This is a genomic window from Paenacidovorax caeni, from assembly GCF_001298675.1.
GTDB lineage: Bacteria > Pseudomonadota > Gammaproteobacteria > Burkholderiales > Burkholderiaceae_C > Paenacidovorax > Paenacidovorax caeni.
The window spans coordinates 1-18002 of the sequence record NZ_CYIG01000038.1 but is presented as its reverse complement, the minus strand read 5'-3'; the positions used below and the strand labels follow the sequence as shown (position 1 = coordinate 18002).

The 18002-nt window shown below is 64.0% G+C and carries 13 protein-coding genes and 1 tRNA gene; all 14 read right to left on the bottom strand.

All coding sequences use genetic code 11. From position 1 onward, the window contains the following. Positions 1-2 precede the first annotated feature (2 nt). Positions 3-2285 (bottom strand): ATP-binding protein, encoded by a 2283-nt coding sequence (locus BN2503_RS14605; RefSeq protein WP_054257381.1) that lies wholly within the window; start codon positions 2283-2285, stop codon positions 3-5. Further along, the gene (locus tag BN2503_RS14600; RefSeq protein ID WP_411914289.1) at positions 2282-2941 is read right to left on the bottom strand and encodes a DUF4390 domain-containing protein; all 660 of its coding nucleotides are present in this window, start codon (positions 2939-2941) and stop codon (positions 2282-2284) included. Before BN2503_RS14600 ends, BN2503_RS14605 begins: the two co-directional genes overlap by 4 nt. Continuing rightward, complete coding sequence (gene rsmB, locus BN2503_RS14595) at positions 2892-4256, bottom strand: 16S rRNA (cytosine(967)-C(5))-methyltransferase RsmB (RefSeq protein WP_054257380.1); 1365 nt, start codon at positions 4254-4256, stop codon at positions 2892-2894. The genes BN2503_RS14600 and rsmB overlap by 50 nt, the downstream gene beginning before the upstream one ends. Beyond that, positions 4253-4798 (bottom strand): LemA family protein, encoded by a 546-nt coding sequence (locus BN2503_RS14590; RefSeq protein WP_054257379.1) that lies wholly within the window; start codon positions 4796-4798, stop codon positions 4253-4255. The genes rsmB and BN2503_RS14590 overlap by 4 nt, the downstream gene beginning before the upstream one ends. Before the next feature lie 71 nt (positions 4799-4869). Continuing rightward, complete coding sequence (gene rpoC, locus BN2503_RS14585; protein WP_054257378.1) at positions 4870-9102, bottom strand: DNA-directed RNA polymerase subunit beta'; 4233 nt, start codon at positions 9100-9102, stop codon at positions 4870-4872. Between the two features lie 130 nt (positions 9103-9232). Continuing rightward, on the bottom strand, positions 9233-13357 hold the full coding sequence (gene rpoB / locus BN2503_RS14580) for a DNA-directed RNA polymerase subunit beta (protein ID WP_054257377.1): 4125 nt from the start codon (positions 13355-13357) through the stop codon (positions 9233-9235). A gap of 288 nt (positions 13358-13645) precedes the next feature. Beyond that, positions 13646-14023 (bottom strand): 50S ribosomal protein L7/L12, encoded by a 378-nt coding sequence (rplL, locus tag BN2503_RS14575; RefSeq protein ID WP_054257376.1) that lies wholly within the window; start codon positions 14021-14023, stop codon positions 13646-13648. A 49-nt stretch (positions 14024-14072) separates the two neighbouring features. Then, a complete protein-coding gene (gene rplJ / locus BN2503_RS14570; protein ID WP_054257375.1) occupies positions 14073-14579 on the bottom strand; it encodes a 50S ribosomal protein L10 in 507 nt (168 codons plus the stop codon). 227 nt (positions 14580-14806) lie between these two features. Further along, entirely contained in the window at positions 14807-15502 is a 696-nt protein-coding gene (gene rplA, locus BN2503_RS14565; protein ID WP_054257374.1) for a 50S ribosomal protein L1, read from the bottom strand. A gap of 1 nt (position 15503) precedes the next feature. Further along, on the bottom strand, positions 15504-15935 hold the full coding sequence (gene rplK, locus BN2503_RS14560) for a 50S ribosomal protein L11 (RefSeq protein WP_011806988.1): 432 nt from the start codon (positions 15933-15935) through the stop codon (positions 15504-15506). Positions 15936-16070: 135 nt separating this feature from the next. Beyond that, positions 16071-16667 (bottom strand): transcription termination/antitermination protein NusG, encoded by a 597-nt coding sequence (gene nusG / locus BN2503_RS14555; protein ID WP_054257373.1) that lies wholly within the window; start codon positions 16665-16667, stop codon positions 16071-16073. Then, positions 16667-17050 carry a preprotein translocase subunit SecE gene (secE, locus tag BN2503_RS14550; RefSeq protein ID WP_054257372.1) on the bottom strand — a complete coding sequence of 128 codons (384 nt, stop codon included), beginning with the start codon at positions 17048-17050 and terminating at the stop codon, positions 16667-16669. The genes nusG and secE overlap by 1 nt, the downstream gene beginning before the upstream one ends. A gap of 88 nt (positions 17051-17138) precedes the next feature. Then, positions 17139-17214: transfer RNA gene (locus BN2503_RS14545), tRNA-Trp, on the bottom strand. Positions 17215-17228: 14 nt separating this feature from the next. After that, positions 17229-18002, bottom strand: a 774-nt coding sequence (locus BN2503_RS14540) for an elongation factor Tu (RefSeq protein WP_082366620.1), incomplete at its 5' end; no start/stop codon positions are given.

The following is an 18002-nucleotide window of genomic DNA, read 5'->3' as shown; positions in this document are numbered from 1 at the left end:
TGTTAAAGCGCCACCGCGCGCTCAGGCGCGAATGATAGCGACACTTGGGCACCTCGCACCATGCCGTTTTCCATACGGTTGACGAGATCGACGCGCGCGCCGTGCTCGTCTGCGATTTTCTTGACCACCGCCAACCCCAGGCCTGTGCCGCCCGACTTGGTGGTGACGTAAGGCTCCAGCGCGCGCTGCAGGATGTTCGGCGCGAAGCCGCTGCCGCGGTCACTCACCGTCAGGCGCACACGGCGCGACGATTCGCTCCAGTGGGTGCTAATGTGCACCGGCTCGGCCGGAACCTGGCCTTTGCGTGCAGCCTCTTCGGTGGCATCCTGGGCGTTCTGTAGCAGGTTGTGCACCACCTGGCGCAGCTGCTGCGCGTCTCCCGCCACCGGCGGGCAGCGCGGATCCAGCTCCACCGCCACGGGCACCGTGGCGTTTTCGCTGCCATACAGCTGGAGCACGTCGGTCACCAGGGCGTTCAGGTCCAGCGGATGCAGTTCAGCGGCAGGCAGGCGCGCATAGTCGCGAAACTCGTTGACCAGGCGCTTCATGGCGCCGACCTGGTCGACGATGGTGCGCACCGACTTGGCGAGCACCGCCTCCTCGGCTTCGGGCAGCTTGCCGGTCAGCTTCATCTGCAGCCGCTCGGCCGAGAGCTGGATGGGCGTGAGCGGGTTCTTGATCTCGTGCGCCACACGCCGGGCCACCTCGCCCCAGGCCTGGGTGCGCTGGGCCGAGACGATCTCGGTGATGTCGTCGATCACCAGCAGGCGCGAGCCATCGGGTAGCTCGGCGCCGCGCACCACCAGGCTGGTGCCGCTGTGCGCGTTGCTGCTGGGCGGCGCGTGCAGCACGAACGACTGCTGCCAGTGGTCCAGGCCATGCAGCACGCTGCGGTCCGCGGCAAAGGCGTCAAACTGCTGCTGCACGGCGGCAGCGAATTCGGCCAGCTCTGGCACCTCGCCCAGCCCGCGTCCGGCATAAGCGGCCAGGGGCACGCGCAGGATACGCGTGGCACCCGGGTTGGCCGACTGGATGGTGCCCTGGCGGTCCAGCACCACCACGCCCGCCGTCAGGTTGTCGAGCATCGCCTGCAAGTTGGCCCGCGCGGCGTCCACGTCGCGCATGCTGCGCTCAACGGCCGAGCGGGCATCGGCGAGCTGCTGCGTCATCAAGGCAAACGAGCGCGTGAGGCCACCCAGTTCGTCGCGGCCCTGGAGCACGGCCTTGGGGCTGAGGTTGCCCTGCGCCACCTCGCGCACGCCTTCGGCCAGCACCAGCAGCGGCCGCGCGAGCTGGTTGCCCAGCAGCACCGCCAGCAGCACGGCGCCGAAAACGGCCAGGAACAGGCTCAGGGTGAGCGTACCGATGTACATGCGCCGCAGCCCACCGCGCGCCAACGCACGCTCCTGGTACTCACGGTTGGCTTCCTGCACCGCCACGGCGTTGGCCACCAGGGCGGCCGGCAGCGGCAGCGTCGCCTGGAGGAAGCGCGCCTCGGACAGCAGGCCGACTTGCGTGCTGCTGACCTGCACCAAAGCACGCACACGGGCACTCTGCAGTGCGGTGGGGTCGGTGGTATCGTCCAGTCCCTCGATTTGAACCACCTGGCCCTGCTGGCGTGCCGTGCGCAGCAGTTGCGGGCTGGGGCGCTCGGGGCTGATGGTGTAGCGCGACTGGCCCGCGCCGGCCACGGCCTGCCCCGCCGCGTTCCACAGCACGAGGTCCGTGGCGCCGATCTGGTCACGGATACGCTCCAGCACCAGGCCTGCTGCGGCATCGGGCACCTGGCTAAGCTGGGCGCTGGCCTGGCGCGTGTTGCTTGCCATGTCGGAGGCAATGGTGTCCAGCGTCACCCGGGCCAGGCTCACACCGGCCGACAACGCGCCCTCGACCTTGACGTCAAACCAGCTCTCAATCGAGCGCGAGACGAACTGGTACGACACGACGTAGATCAGCAGCCCCGGCACCAGGCCCACCAGCCCAAAAATGCCCGCCAGCTTGACCAACAAGCGGCTGCCGAAGCGCTTGCGCTTGAGGCGCAGCGCCAGGCGCGCCGCCACCCACAGCAGCACCCCCGCCAGCAGGACCGCCACGAGCACGTTGACGCCGAACAGCCAGGCGTAGTTGTGCTCGTACAGCACGCGGTTGTTGGTCGCCAGCGTGAGCAGGAAGAGCAGCACCAGGCCGATGGCGCACATCACGGCGACGCCGACCGCCAATGCCCAGCGCACGGTGCGCGAAGGGCGCGCGGCGCCGTGGGAATCGGTCGGAGGCTGTGCGCTCATGGTGCAGGATGCTCCGCTGGCAGGCGCTGGCTGCGGGCCACCAGCAGGTTCCACCCCGACCGCGGGCCCAGGGCGCCGATCTGCAGCGGGCGCGGCAGCTGCGACATGTCCACCCGAAAGCGCAGCTGCACCACATGGCCCACACCGCTGTCCAGTTCGGAAGGTTCAGCGATCTTCCAGCGCCCGATGCGCTGCATGGCCGCGAGTGCCTCGTCGTAGTCGTCGAAATGCTGCGCCAGCGCCACGCCCAGACCGGCATTGGTGAACGGCGCAGACGCCACCTGCAACCGCCAGCGGCGCGTCAGCGGCTGGTACGACAGGCGCAGGTAACGGTGCGCCTGGGCCACGGTCTTGTCCGACCAGTACCAGCGCTCGCGCAGCACCTCGGCCTCGGTCGTGAAATACATGGGGATGCCTTTGCGCAGGGCGTCCTCGACCAGTTCGGGCAGCTCGAAATTCAGGCTGGCACTGAGCAGCAGGCCCTCTTCCGAGCGTTCGAGCTGCATTTGCACCACATCGCCCGGCACCTGGGCCGGCGCGGGCAGCGCCCAGCCCAGCAGCAGGCACAGCAGGGCGGCCCTCAGCCAGGCCAGCGCCCTGGCGGGCTCAGGCCGGCGCTTTGTCCAGCAGTGCGTAATAGAAACCGTCGTGGTCACAGGCTGGATTGTCCCGGACTGGGCCGCCCGCACCGCCGCCGCCGGGCAACAAATGCCCAGGAGACGGCTGCCACCGGGCGTCGGTGTTGCGCGCAACAAACGCCTGGATCTGCGCATCGCCCTCGGCCTTGAACACCGAGCATGTGGCGTACAGCATGCGCCCGCCCGGCGCCAGCAGCGGCCACAGGGCGTCCAGCAGGCGCGCCTGGATGGCAGCGAGCTGCGCCACATCGCCAGGACGGCGCAGCCAGCGCACGTCTGGATGGCGGCGCACGATGCCCGAGGCCGTGCACGGCGCGTCGAGCAAGATGGCGTCGAAGGGTTGGCCGCCGCAGTGCGCCTGGAACCAGTCCTGCGGGCGTCCCGCATCCAGCGCCAGCACCTGGGCCTGCAGGCCCAGGCGTTGCAGCGTGCCGTGAATGCGCTCACAGCGCTGCGGATCGACATCCAGCGCCGTGGCGGCGATGGGCGCCTCGGGGCGCGCGCATTCGAGCAGGTGCGCCGTCTTGCCGCCCGGCGCCGCACACGCATCGAGCACGCGCAGCGCGCGCCCTGCCGGGCGCGGCAGACCGTCCAGCAGCAGCGGTGCGGCGCGCTGGGCCGCAAGGTCTTGCACCGACACCCAGCCCTCGCTCCAGCCTGGCAACTGCTGCACCGGCAGGGCCTGGCGCAGCAGCAGGCCGCTGTCGCCCACCGCATGCGCTTCTATATTGATAGCTGCTAGCGCTTTCTGGTATTGGGCTAAAGCCACTTTTTGCTGATTAACACGCAAGGCCATGGGCGCGTGTGCATTGTTCGCCTCGAGGATTGCTTGCCACTGCTGCGGCCAGTCCTGCCGCAGACGTTCGATCCACCAGGTGGGGTGGTTCCAGCGCGCCTGCGGGTCTGCGTCGGTGAGGGCCACCAGCGCATCACGCTCGCGCAGAAAGCGGCGCAGGCAGGCGTTGACAAACCCGGCCTGCGCCGCAGCCGCGCCGCGCTTGGCGGCTTCCACGGCCTGGTTGACCAGGGTGAACGGTGTATAGGGCGCGCTGCCTTCGTCCCAGGCCAGCGCCAGCGCGGTGCACAGCAGGGCATCGACGCGCGGCGGCGGGTTGCGCGGCGCGAGCTGGCGGCGCAGCGCCTGGGCCCGGCCCAGCTGGCGCAGCACCTGGAACAGCAGCGCCTGCACACCGGGGCGCAGCGGGCCACCGAGCGCGTCCAGCGCGGTCGTGGCTGACTGCCCGGCGCGCACGGCCTGCAGCGCGGTGGCGGTAGCGGCCAGCTGCTGCCACAGCGGCACGGAGGAAGGCGTTGGGGGGTGTGATGGACTCATAGCGGCCGTGCGGGCTTGAAGCCAAAAAGCCAGGCCAGAAGGCATGGCGGAAACTGCGCGATGGCGGCGTTGTAGCGCGCCACGGCATCGTTGAACTGCTGCAGGGCCAACAGGTTTTGCGCCTGGTGCGCATCCCACTGCTGGCGCCACGGCGCGCAGGCGGCGGGGCCGTCCTCATCCTCGCGCGCGCGCAGCAAGGCCTGCCAGGCAGCGGCCAGCACCTCGCGCCCTGCGGCCAGCGCGCCGGCAGCGTCGGACTGCAGTGGCCGCGCACGCGCCACGGCGAGCGAGGCGCCGAACTGCGTGGCCGCGGCCTGCAGCGCGGCGCACGCCTGGCCCACGGCGCCCTGCGCCGCAGGATGCGCGGCCTCGTGGGCGGCACCACATTCGGCCAGCAAGGCCATGAGACGCACCAGATGGGCATCCAGCCCACCAAACGCCTGCACCACCGCCGAGCGCAGCCGCACCAGGCGGTTGTAGGCACCCACGGCCCAGAACAGCATCAGGGCACACAGGCCCCAGAAAACGGGAGAGGTCGGCATGGCGTCGTGAAGGGCAAAAAAAAGCTCCCGGCCTGCCAGGCAGGGCGGGAGCGTTGCAGCGCTGCGGCGGTTTACTCGGCAGCGTCGCCCGTGTGGGCATTCACCTCGGGCTCGTCGGCGCCTTCAGTGACGGCAGCCATCTCGGCGGCTTCGGCATCGGCGATGGCGCGGCGCTCGGCCTCGTCCATGGCGTCCTTGGCCTTGCGTGCCTGGTGGTAAGCCAGACCCGTACCGGCGGGGATCAGGCGGCCCACGATGACGTTCTCCTTCAGGCCACGCAGCTCGTCGCGCTTGCCCATGATGGCCGCCTCGGTGAGCACGCGGGTCGTTTCCTGGAACGACGCGGCGGAGATGAACGAGTCGGTCGACAGCGAGGCCTTGGTGATACCCAGCAGCACGTTGGAGTACGTGGCAGGGATCTTGCCTTCGGCCTGCAGCGCCTCGTTGGTGTTGAGGATTTCGGACCGCTCCACCTGCTCGCCAGCGATGTAGGTGGACTCGCCCGGGTTCTCGACCACGACGCGGCGCAGCATCTGGCGAACGATCACCTCGATGTGCTTGTCGTTGATCTTCACACCCTGCAGGCGGTACACGTCCTGCACCTCATCGACGATGTAGCGCGACAGCTCTTCGATGCCCAGCAGGCGCAGGATGTCCTGCGGGTCGGCCGGGCCGTCCACGATGTGCTCGCCCTTGTTGACCACCTGGCCTTCGTGCACCAGGATGTTCTTTTCCTTGGGGATGAGCTCTTCCCACACCTTGCCGTCGGGGTCGGTGATCTGCAGACGCACCTTGCCCTTGGTTTCCTTGCCGAAGGAGATCGTGCCGGTCATCTCGGCCAGCGTGCCCTTGTCCTTGGGCGTGCGGGCTTCGAACAGCTCGGCCACACGCGGCAAACCGCCGGTAATGTCGCGCGTCTTCTGGCCTTCGACCGGGATACGCGCCAGCACTTCGCCGGGGCCCACATCCTGGCCGTCACGCACCTGGATCAGCGCGCCCACCTGGAAGCCGATGGCCACCGAGTGGTCGGTGCCAGGGATCTTCACCTCCTGGCCGTTGCCGTCCACCAGCTTGACCAGCGGGCGCACCACCTTGGCGGAGCCGCGGCGCTTGGGGTCAATCACCACCAGAGTGGACAGGCCGGTCACGTCGTCGACCTGCTTGGCCACGGTGAGGCCTTCCTCGATGTTCTCGAACTTCACCTGGCCGGCGAACTCCGTGATGATCGGGCGCGTCAGCGGATCCCAGTTGGCCAGGATCTTGCCGGCCTTGATGGCTTCGTCGGGCTTGACGGTCAGCACCGCGCCGTACGGCACCTTGTGGCGCTCGCGCTCGCGGCCATGGTCGTCCTGGATGATGATCTCGCCCGAACGCGCGATCACGACCAGTTCACCCTTGGTGTTGCTAACGTAGCGCATGGTGGCGTTGAAGGCCACCAGGCCGTTCGACTTGGCTTCCACGCTCGAGGCGATGGCGGCGCGCGAGGCGGCACCACCGATGTGGAAGGTACGCATGGTCAGCTGCGTGCCGGGTTCGCCGATGGACTGCGCGGCGATCACGCCCACGGCTTCGCCGAGGTTGATCAGCCCGCCGCGGCCCAGGTCGCGGCCATAGCACTTGGCGCACAGGCCAAAGCGGGTTTCGCAGGTCAGCGCCGTGCGCACCTTGACTTCGTCCACGCCCGCGGCTTCCAGCTCTTCGATGAGGTCTTCATCGAGCATGCGGCCCGCCGGGGCGAGCACGGCGCGGGTTTCGGGGTGCAGCACTTCCTCGGCCGTAGTGCGGCCCAGGATACGGTCGCGCAGCGACTCGATGACTTCACCGCCCTCGACGATGGCGCGCATCAGCGAGCCATTGCTGGTGCCGCAGTCTTCCTGGTTCACCACCAGGTCTTGCGTCACGTCCACCAGGCGGCGCGTCAGGTAACCCGAGTTCGCGGTCTTCAACGCCGTATCCGCCAGGCCCTTACGGGCACCGTGGGTGGAGATGAAGTACTGCAACACGTTCAGGCCTTCGCGGAAGTTCGCGGTGATAGGCGTTTCGATGATCGAGCCGTCTGGCTTGGCCATCAGGCCGCGCATACCGGCGAGCTGACGGATCTGGGCGGCAGAACCGCGGGCGCCCGAGTCGGCCATCATGTAGATGGCGTTGAACGACTCCTGGTTGACCTCGTTGCCGTGGCGGTCGATGGTCTTTTGCACCTTGAGCTGGTCCATCATCACCTTGGACACGTCGTCGCCGGCCTTGCCCCAGATATCCACCACCTTGTTGTAGCGCTCGCCCGACGTCACCAGACCGGAGACGTACTGCTGCTCGATTTCCTTCACCTCGGCCTCGGCGCGGGCCAGGATGTCGGCCTTTTGCGGTGGCACCAGCATGTCGTCGATGGCCACCGAGAAGCCGGCGTGCGTGGCCAGACGGAAGCCGTTTTGCAGCAGCTTGTCGGCAAACACCACGGTTTCCTTCAGGCCACACTTGCGGAAGCTGGCGTTGATGAGCTTGGAGATTTCCTTCTTCTTCAGCGCCTTGTTCAGGTTGCTGAAAGGCAGGCCCTTGGGCAGGATCTCGCTCAGCAGCGCACGGCCCACGGTGGTGTCCACGAGCTTGGTTTCGGGCACGAATTCGCCCGTGGCCTTGTCCTTGGTCCACTCGGTCAGGCGCACGCTGATCTTGGCGTGCAGCTCGGCCTCGCCCGCGTCGAGCGCGCGCTGGACTTCGCCGGTGTCGGCAAACACCAGGCCCTCGCCCTTGCCATTGATCTTGTCGCGCGTGGCGTGGTACAGGCCCAGCACCACGTCTTGCGACGGCACGATGGAGGGCTCGCCCGAAGCCGGGAACAGCACGTTGTTGGAGGCCAGCATCAGCGTGCGTGCTTCCATTTGCGCTTCCACCGACAGCGGCACGTGCACGGCCATCTGGTCACCGTCGAAGTCGGCGTTGAAGGCCGCGCAAACGAGCGGGTGCAGCTGAATGGCCTTGCCTTCGATCAGGATGGGCTCGAACGCCTGGATGCCCAGGCGGTGCAGCGTAGGCGCCCGGTTCAGCATGACCGGGTGCTCCTTGATGACCTCTTCCAGGATGTCCCACACCACCGGCGTGCCGGCTTCGACTTCCTTCTTCGCAGCCTTGATGGTGGTGGCGATGCCCATGGCTTCCAGGCGCGAGAAGATGAACGGCTTGAACAGCTCCAGCGCCATCAGCTTGGGCAGGCCGCACTGGTGCAGCTTGAGCGTGGGGCCCACGGTAATCACCGAACGGCCCGAGTAGTCCACGCGCTTGCCCAGCAAGTTCTGGCGGAAGCGACCGCTCTTGCCCTTGATCATGTCGGCCAGCGACTTCAGAGCGCGCTTGTTGGCGCCCGTCATGGCCTTGCCGCGGCGGCCGTTGTCCAGCAGGCTGTCCACGGCTTCTTGCAGCATGCGCTTTTCGTTGCGCGCAATGATTTCAGGGGCCTTGAGCTCCAGCAGACGCTTCAGACGCGAGTTGCGGTTGATGACGCGGCGGTACAGGTCGTTCAGGTCCGACGTGGCGAAACGGCCGCCGTCCAGCGGCACCAGCGGACGCAGGTCCGGCGGCAGCACGGGCAGCACGTCGAGCACCATCCACTCGGGCTTGATGCCGGACTTTCTGAACGCTTCCAGCACCTTCAGACGTTTGGCGTTCTTCTTGACCTTGACCTCGGAGCCGGTCAGATCGCCGCGCAGGCGCTCGATCTCGGTATCGATGTCGATGCCTTCGAGCAGGTCCTTGATGCCTTCGGCGCCCATCTTGGCGACGAATTCATCGCCGTACTCGCGGCACTTGGCGTCGTAGTCGTCCTCGCTCATGATGCTGAACTTCTTCAGCGGGGTCATGCCGGGGTCAGTCACCACGTAGGCTTCGAAGTACAGCACGCGTTCGATGTCGCGCAGCGTCATGTCGAGCACCAGGCCCAGACGCGACGGCAGCGACTTCAGGAACCAGATGTGCGCGCAGGGCGCGGCCAGATCGATGTGGCCCATGCGCTCGCGGCGCACCTTGGTCTGGGTCACCTCAACGCCGCACTTCTCGCAGATCACACCGCGGTGCTTCAGGCGCTTGTACTTGCCGCACAGGCACTCATAGTCCTTGATGGGGCCGAAGATCTTGGCGCAGAACAGGCCGTCGCGCTCGGGCTTGAACGTGCGGTAGTTGATGGTTTCGGGCTTCTTCACCTCACCGAAAGACCAGGAGCGGATCTTCTCGGGCGATGCCAGGCCGATCTTGATGGCATCGAAATGCTCATCGGGCGTGAATTGCTTGAACAGGTCGAGTAGCGATTTCATGTGACTCTTTCCTTTTCACCTAAAAACATAGCTGCTAGCGCTTGCTGCATCAGGGTTTGCAACACTAAACACTTGCAAACCCTGATGGGGTGAGCGCCAGCCGCTCACTTTTTTAAAAACTCGATCCTGCTCAGGAACGTTCCAACTCGATGTCCAGGCCCAGGGAACGGATTTCCTTGACCAGCACGTTGAACGACTCGGGCATGCCCGCCTCGATCGCGTGTTCGCCCTTGACGATGTTTTCGTACACCTTGGTACGGCCTTGCACGTCGTCGGACTTCACCGTCAGCATTTCCTGCAGCACGTAGGACGCGCCGTAGGCTTCCAGCGCCCACACTTCCATCTCACCGAAGCGCTGGCCACCGAACTGGGCCTTACCGCCCAGCGGCTGCTGCGTCACCAGCGAGTACGGGCCGGTGGAACGGGCGTGCATCTTGTCGTCGACCAAGTGGTGCAGCTTCAGGTAGTGCATGTAGCCGATGGTGGTCGGGCGCTCGAAGCGCTCGCCCGTGCGGCCGTCGTACAGATACGCCTGGGTGCGTGTCTCGGTCAGGCCCTTGCGCTTGGCCAGCTCGTCGGGGTAGGCCAGCTTGAGCATGTCCTTGATTTCCTGCTCGGAGGCACCGTCGAACACCGGCGAGGCATACGGCACGCCGTTGGTCAGGTTGCCGGCCATGCTCATGATCTCGGCGTCGGACAGCTGGCTCAGGTCTTCCTTGCGGCCGCGGCTGTTGTACACCTCTTCCAGGAACTGGCGCACTTCGGCAGCGGCCGCCTGGTCACGCAGCATGTCACCGATGCGCTGGCCCAGGCCCTTGCCGGCCCAGCCCAGGTGGACCTCGAGCACCTGACCGATGTTCATACGCGAAGGCACGCCCAGCGGGTTCAGCACGATGTCGGCGGGGGTGCCGTCGGCCATGTAAGGCATGTCTTCCACCGGGGTGATCTTGGAGACCACACCCTTGTTGCCGTGGCGGCCGGCCATCTTGTCGCCAGGCTGCAGACGGCGCTTGACGGCCAGGTACACCTTGACCATCTTCAGCACGCCCGCCGGCAGCTCGTCGCCCTGGGTGAGCTTCTTGCGCTTTTCCTCGAAGGCCAGGTCGAAGCTGTGGCGCGTTTGCTCCATCGCGTTCTTCATGGATTCGAGCTGCGCGGCCACGGCTTCATCCGCGGGGCGGATGTCGAACCAGTAATGCTTCTCCACGCCGTCAAGGTAGGCCTTGTCGATCTTGGTGCCCTTGGCCAGCTTTTGCGGGCCGCCATTGGCCACCTTGCCGAGCAGCAGCTTCTCGATACGGTCGAACGCGTCGGCCTCGACGATGCGCAGCTGGTCGTTCAGGTCCAGGCGGAAGCGCTTGAGCTCGTCGTCGATGATCTGCTGGGCGCGCTTGTCACGCTGGATGCCTTCGCGGGTGAACACTTGCACGTCGATCACGGTGCCCGACGAGCCTTGGTCCACACGCAGCGAGGTGTCCTTCACGTCGGAAGCCTTCTCGCCGAAGATGGCGCGCAGCAGCTTTTCTTCTGGCGTGAGCGTGGTTTCACCCTTGGGCGTGACTTTGCCCACCAGCGTGTCGCCAGGCTGCACTTCAGCGCCCACGTAGATGATGCCGGACTCGTCCAGGCGGTTCAGTTGCTGTTCCGACAGGTTCGGAATGTCGCGTGTGATTTCCTCGGCGCCCAGCTTGGTGTCGCGCGCCATCACCACGAGTTCTTCGATGTGGATCGAGGTGTAGCGGTCTTCAGCCACCACGCGCTCAGAGATCAAGATCGAGTCTTCGAAGTTGTAGCCGTTCCAGGGCATGAAGGCGATCAGCATGTTCTGGCCGATGGCGATCTCGCCCAGGTCGGTCGAAGCGCCATCGGCAATCACGTCACCCTTGGCCAGCACGTCACCGCGCTTCACGATGGGGCGCTGGTGGATGTTGGTGTTCTGGTTGGAACGCTGGTACTTGATGAGGTTGTAGATGTCCACACCCACTTCGCCGGCCACGGCCTCGGCGTCGTGCACGCGGATCACGATGCGCGTGGCATCGACGTAATCGACCACGCCACCGCGCTTGGCCACCACCACGGTGCCCGAATCCACGGCCGCCACGCGCTCGATGCCGGTGCCCACCATGGGCTTTTCCGGACGCAGCACGGGCACGGCCTGGCGCGACATGTTGGCGCCCATCAGTGCGCGGTTGGCGTCATCGTGCTCAAGGAACGGCACCAGCGAGGCGGCCACCGACACGATCTGCGCCGGCGACACGTCCATGTACTGCACGCGGTCGGCAGAGACGAGCGTGGATTCACCCTTTTCGCGCGCAGACACCAACTCGCCCGTCAGGCGCCCTTCGGCATCCAGCGCGGCGTTGGCCTGGGCGATGACGTACTTGCCTTCCTCGATGGCCGACAGGTAGTCGATTTCCATCGTCACCTTGCCGTCCACCACGCGGCGGTACGGAGTTTCGATAAAGCCGTACTCGTTCAGGCGGGCATACAAAGCCAGCGAGTTGATCAGGCCGATGTTCGGGCCTTCCGGCGTTTCGATAGGGCAGACGCGGCCATAGTGGGTCACGTGCACGTCACGCACTTCGAAGCCAGCGCGTTCGCGGGTCAAACCGCCCGGGCCAAGGGCCGAGACGCGGCGCTTGTGCGTGATTTCGGCCAGCGGGTTGGTCTGGTCCATGAACTGCGGCAGCTGCGAGGCACCGAAGAACTCCTTCAGCGCGGCCGAGATCGGCTTGCTGTTGATGAGGTCGTGCGGCATCAGCGGCTCTTGCTCGGCCTGGCCCAGGCGCTCCTTCACGGCCTTCTCGATACGTGCCAGGCCGGTGCGGTACTGGTTTTCGGCCAGTTCGCCCACGCAACGCACGCGGCGGTTGCCCAGGTGGTCGATGTCATCGACTTCACCCTTGCCGTTGCGCAGATCCACAAGAATCTTCACCACGGCCAGAATGTCGTCGTTGGACAGCACCATCGGGCCCGTGGCCTCGTCGCGGCCAATCTTGGCGTTGAACTTCATGCGGCCCACGCGCGACAGGTCATACGTGTCGGCGCTGTAGAACAGGCGCTGGAACAGGGCCTGCACGGCGTCCTCCGTCGGCGGCTCGCCAGGGCGCATCATGCGGTAGATGGCCACGCGCGCAGCGTTCTCATCGGCGGTTTCGTCGATACGCAGGGTCTGCGAAATGTAGGGGCCCTGGTCCAGCTCGTTGGTGTAGATGCACTGGATTTCCTGGACACCTGCGGAGCGCAGCTTCTTCAGCAGCGCCTCGGTCAGTTCCTCGTTGGCCTTGGCGATGATTTCGCCAGTGTCACCGTCGATGATGTTGCGTGCCAGCACACGGCCGATCAGGAAATCTTCCGGAACGCTCACGTGCGTAGTGCCCGACTGTTCCAGTTCGCGCGTATGGCGCGCAGTGATGCGCTTGTCCTTGGCGACGACGACCTTGCCCGACTTGTCGGTGATGTCGAAACGCGCCACCTCGCCCTTGAAGCGATCGGCCACGAACTCCATCTGTGCGCCGCTGTCCATCAGGCGGAAGTTGTCGTTAACGTAGAAGTTCGCCAGGATGGACTCGGGCGTCAGGCCGATGGCCTTGAGCAGAATGGTCACCGGCATCTTGCGGCGACGGTCGACGCGGAAGTACAGGATGTCCTTGGGGTCGAACTCGAAGTCCAGCCACGAACCGCGGTAAGGGATGATGCGCGCGCTGAACAGCAGCTTGCCCGAACTGTGCGTCTTGCCCTTGTCGTGCTCGAAGAACACGCCAGGCGAACGGTGCAGCTGCGAGACGATCACGCGCTCAGTGCCGTTGATGATGAACGAGCCCTTGTCGGTCATCAGGGGCACTTCGCCCATGTAGACCTCCTGCTCCTTCACTTCCTTCACCACCTTGGACTGCGACGTCGAGGACTCGCGGTCGTAAATGATGAGCTGCACCTTGGCGCGCACAGCCGACGCGAACGTGAGTCCGCGTGTCTGGCATTCGCGCACGTCGAACGCTGGCTTGGCCAGGTTGTACTCGACGAACTTCATTTCCACGAAGCCGTTGTGCGAGACGATCGGGAACGCGGAATTGAACGCGGCCTGGAGGCCGTCGATGCTGCGTTTCTTGGGAGGAGTGTCGGCCTGCAGGAAGGCGGTATATGCGTCCTTCTGCATCTGCAGCAGGTAAGGCACTTCGAGCACGCTATCACGGCTACCGAAGCTCTTGCGGATGCGCTTGCGTTCGGTGTAGCTGTACGTGGATGTTTGGGCCATGAGATCTCCGGACAAAGACATGGGATGAGGTCTTCGACGACTGCCCCACAGAAACGGCATGCTCTGCGGGCTTGGCGGTTGGCCACTACCAACCATGGCGGACGGCGATGCGTTGCACATCGCCCGAACCAAGGCGTCTTCCGCTGTCGGACGGTTCAGAAGACACTAAAAAATAGCCTCGGGGCTACTTTTTGGTGTGCTCTGGGGCTCCATGCGCATTGCATGACCCATAAGCACCAAAGGCTGGAGGCCTTTAACAAGACCTCCAGCCCGGCGGCAAAAACCCAATTACTTGAGTTCGGCCTTAGCGCCGGCTTCCACCAGCTTCTTGACAGCGGCTTCGGCGTCAGCCTTGGCAACGCCTTCCTTGACGTTCTTGGGCGCGCCGTCCACCAGATCCTTGGCTTCCTTCAGGCCCAGACCGGTGATTTCACGCACGGCCTTGATGACGGACACCTTGTTGGCGCCAGCGTCGGTCAGAACCACGTTGAATTCGGTCTTCTCTTCCGCAGCAGCGGCAGCGGCGCCACCACCAGCAGCGGCAGGAGCGGCCATGGCGGCAGCGCTCACGCCAAACTTCTCTTCAATGGCCTTCACCAGGTCATTGAGTTCCAGAACCGTCATGCTGTCCAGCGCGGTCAAGAATGCGTCTTTATCGAATGCCATTTTGATTTCCTAACAATTGGTTTAAGAGAGGGACATCTGCCAGACCGCATCAAGCGGCAGCAGGTTCGCCTTCGCCTTTTTTCGTCGCCAGAGCACCCAGCACCACGGCGGTACGGGAAATGGGCGACATCAGCAAGCCACACAACTGAGCCAGCAGCACTTCCTTGGAAGGGATGTTGGCCAGTTGCTTCACGCCGTTCACGTCCAGGGCTTTGCCACCGAAAGCGCCGCCGCGAATCACCAGCTTGTCGTTGGTTTTCGCGAAATCGGCCACCACCTTGGCGGCGGCCACAGCATCTTCGGAGAAGCCATAGATCAGAGGACCGGTCATCTGGTCGGCGACTACGTCAAACTGGCTGCCAGCCACAGCGCGGCGTGCCAAGGTGTTCTTCAGAACACTCAGCGAAACGCCTTGGCTGCGTGCGGCAACGCGCAGTTTGGTCATGTCGGCCACCGTGATGCCACGGTATTCCGCGATCACGAGCGTTTGAGCTTTAGCGGCGAGGCTGGTCACTTCATTGATGACCGCTTCTTTCTCACTGCGATTAAGACTCAAGGTCTACTCCTTCATATGCGCACTTCAGAAACCTTCCGTGCGCGCTCTTGTTGCAGCGACCAACTGTTGTGGAAAACATTCCATCTGCAGCGGGATCGCCATCTACGCTGGCTTGGTGTGTTTAAGTGCAATGACTGCACACCAGCGGTCTTGGATGGCCCGATGCGGCAATGCCGCACCAGCCCACCACCGAAGCACTCTTGCGAGCACTTCAAGATTCATCGCAATCAGGCTGCGATGGACTGCGTATCGACGCGAACGCCGACACCCATGGTCGAGGACACCGCCACCTTGCGCAGATACAGCCCCTTGCTCGTAGCCGGCTTGGCCTTGTTCAACGCATCGATCAGGGCAGCGAGGTTGCCTTGCAGCTTCTCGTTATCGAAAGAACGACGGCCGATGGTGCTGTGAATGATCCCAGCCTTGTCGACACGGAACTGCACCTGACCAGCCTTCGCGTTCTTCACGGCAGTAGCCACATCCGGAGTCACCGTGCCCACCTTGGGGTTCGGCATCAAACCACGCGGGCCGAGAATCTGGCCCAGCGTACCCACCACACGCATGGCGTCGGGCGCAGCAATCACCACATCGAAGGGCATATCACCGGCCTTGACCTGGGCTGCCAGATCGTCCATGCCAACGATGTCGGCACCGGCGGCCTTGGCTTCTTCAGCCTTGGCGCCTTGGGCGAACACGGCAACGCGCGTGGTTTTGCCCGTACCGTGCGGCAGCACAACAGCACCACGCACCACTTGGTCAGACTTCTTGGCATCCACGCCGAGCTGCACAGCCACGTCAATGGACTCATCGAACTTGGCCGTAGCCGCATCCTTCACCAGCACCACGGCCTCGGCGAAGGGGTACAGCTTGTTGGAGTCCACCTTGCCCTGCAGGGCCTTTTGCTTCTTGGTCAGCTTCGCCATTTCAGAGGCCCTCCACCGTCACGCCCATGGAACGGGCGGAGCCAGCCAGCGTACGCACGGCAGCGTCCACGCTCGCAGCGTTCATGTCCTTCAGCTTGGTCTTGGCGATCTCTTCGAGCTGCGCACGCGTGATCTTGCCAACCTTGGTGCTCAGCGCGTTGGAAGAGCCCTTGTCCAGCTTGATAGCCTTTTTGATCAGCACGGTGGCTGGCGGCGTCTTGATAACAAAAGTGAAGCTCTTGTCAGCAAAGGCCGTGATCACCACAGGCAACGGCAGACCCGGCTCGACACCTTGGGTCTGGGCGTTGAACGCCTTGCAGAATTCCATGATGTTGAGGCCGCGCTGGCCCAGTGCGGGACCGATCGGGGGAGAGGGATTGGCCTTACCAGCTGGCACTTGCAGCTTGATGAAGCCGACGATTTTCTTCGCCATTGAAAGCTCCTTGCGGGTACAAACGCCACGCCACGCAAATGCGACGGGCTCCCCGGGGTTACCGACTCATTGATGTGATTTGCGCCGAGTCGAAAAGCGCGGATTATTGCAGGGACTAGCCGCCCCTGCTCATGCTCAGGTTTTTTCCACCTGCGCGAATTCCAGCTCCACAGGGGTGGAACGGCCAAAGATCATCACAGACACACGCAAGCGGTTCTTTTCGTAGTTGACCTCTTCGACCGTGCCATTGAAGTCCGTGAACGGACCTTCCTTGACGCGCACCATTTCACCCACCATGAATTCGATCTTGTGGCGCGGCTTGTCAGTGCCTTCTTGCATCTGGCTGACGATCTTCTGCACCTCTTCCTCAGAGATCGGTGCTGGACGGTTTTTGGCACCACCCACGAAGCCCGTAACCTTGCTCGTGTGCTTGACAAGGTGCCAGGTATCGTCGTCCATCACCATCTCGACGAAGACGTAGCCCGGGAACAAACGGCGCTCGGTGGTCTTACGCTGACCATTTTTCATCTCAACGACCTCTTCGGTCGGGACAAGAATGCGCCCAAACTTGGACTGCATTCCAGCACGCGTAATGCGCTCGGTGATGTTGCGCTCGACCGCCTTTTCCATACCGGAATAGGCATGCACAATGTACCAACGCAGATCTGGATTTGCAGCCTGAGCAGCCGCCTCCGGCGCCTGCGACTCACCAGTCACGAGGGATTCGCTCATCACTTCCTCCAGCCCAAAATCAAGTCGTACAACACCCACTCCAGGGTCTTGTCAGTCAACCAGAGAAAAAGCGCCATCAGGACGACAAAGGCGAATACGTAGCCGGTCATCTGCAAGGTTTCCTTGCGGGTAGGCCACACAACCTTTTTGACCTCTTTGACGGCATCACGCGCAAAGCCGACAAACTGACGCCCCCACTCGGACGTGAGAAATACACCGACCGCAGCCGCCAAGCCCAACAGCAGAACCGCCCACTGGGCCAATGCACCTTGCTTACCCAACAGGTAGTAACCAGCAAGGGATGCCACCACCAACGCAACAACGGCGGCGAGCTTTGCCTTATCGGCACCCGTGCTGACGGTATCAATCTGAGTAGTGGCCATATCGGATCGTTATTGACACTTGAAGGTGTCATGCACAAGACACTGAAGCCCGCCAGACTCTGGCGGGCTTTCTGGTTGCCACTTTAGGTGGCAGGGGCAGTAGGAATCGAACCTACAACCTTCGGTTTTGGAGACCGACGCTCTGCCAATTGAGCTATACCCCTACGAATGAGCAAATTTACTCAATGATCTTGGCCACAACGCCAGCACCCACGGTGCGACCGCCTTCGCGGATAGCGAAGCGCAGGCCTTCTTCCATGGCGATGGGGTTGATCAGCTTGACGGTGATCGACACGTTGTCGCCAGGCATCACCATTTCCTTGTCGGCGGGCAGCTCGATGGAGCCGGTCACGTCGGTGGTACGGAAATAGAACTGAGGACGGTAGTTGTTGAAGAAAGGAGTGTGGCGGCCGCCTTCGTCCTTGCTCAGCACATACACCTCAGCGGTGAAGTGGGTGTGGGGCTTGATGGAGCCGGGCTTGCACAGCACTTGGCCGCGCTCGACTTCTTCACGCTTGGTGCCGCGCAGCAGCAGGCCGACGTTGTCGCCTGCTTGACCCTGGTCCAGCAGCTTGCGGAACATTTCCACGCCGGTGCAGGTGGTCTTCTGGGTGTCACGGATACCGACGATTTCGATTTCTTCGCCGACCTTGATCACGCCGCGTTCCACACGGCCGGTCACCACGGTGCCGCGACCCGAGATGGAGAACACGTCTTCCACGGGCATCAGGAAGGCACCGTCCACAGCGCGCTCAGGCGTGGGGATGTAGGTGTCCAGGGCTTCGGCCAGCTTTTCGATAGCTTGCTCGCCCAGGGGGCCCTTGTCGCCTTCCAGGGCCAGCTTGGCCGAACCACGGATGATGGGGGTGTCGTCGCCAGGGAAGCTGTACTTGGACAGCAGCTCGCGCACTTCCATTTCGACGAGTTCCAGCAGTTCTTCGTCGTCCACCAT

What these genes read in the sequence shown, in the direction of transcription:
- rplL (WP_054257376.1), bottom strand. Translation starts at nt 14,023, where the DNA reads ATGGCATTCGATAAAGACGCATTCTTGACCGCGCTGGACAGCATGACG.
- rpoB (WP_054257377.1), bottom strand. Translation starts at nt 13,357, where the DNA reads ATGGCCCAAACATCCACGTACAGCTACACCGAACGCAAGCGCATCCGC.
- BN2503_RS14590 (WP_054257379.1), bottom strand. Translation starts at nt 4,798, where the DNA reads ATGCCGACCTCTCCCGTTTTCTGGGGCCTGTGTGCCCTGATGCTGTTC.
- rpoC (WP_054257378.1), bottom strand. Translation starts at nt 9,102, where the DNA reads ATGAAATCGCTACTCGACCTGTTCAAGCAATTCACGCCCGATGAGCAT.
- secE (WP_054257372.1), bottom strand. Translation starts at nt 17,050, where the DNA reads ATGGCCACTACTCAGATTGATACCGTCAGCACGGGTGCCGATAAGGCA.
- nusG (WP_054257373.1), bottom strand. Translation starts at nt 16,667, where the DNA reads ATGAGCGAATCCCTCGTGACTGGTGAGTCGCAGGCGCCGGAGGCGGCT.
- BN2503_RS14605 (WP_054257381.1), bottom strand. Translation starts at nt 2,285, where the DNA reads ATGAGCGCACAGCCTCCGACCGATTCCCACGGCGCCGCGCGCCCTTCG.
- rsmB (WP_054257380.1), bottom strand. Translation starts at nt 4,256, where the DNA reads ATGAGTCCATCACACCCCCCAACGCCTTCCTCCGTGCCGCTGTGGCAG.
- rplK (WP_011806988.1), bottom strand. Translation starts at nt 15,935, where the DNA reads ATGGCGAAGAAAATCGTCGGCTTCATCAAGCTGCAAGTGCCAGCTGGT.
- rplA (WP_054257374.1), bottom strand. Translation starts at nt 15,502, where the DNA reads ATGGCGAAGCTGACCAAGAAGCAAAAGGCCCTGCAGGGCAAGGTGGAC.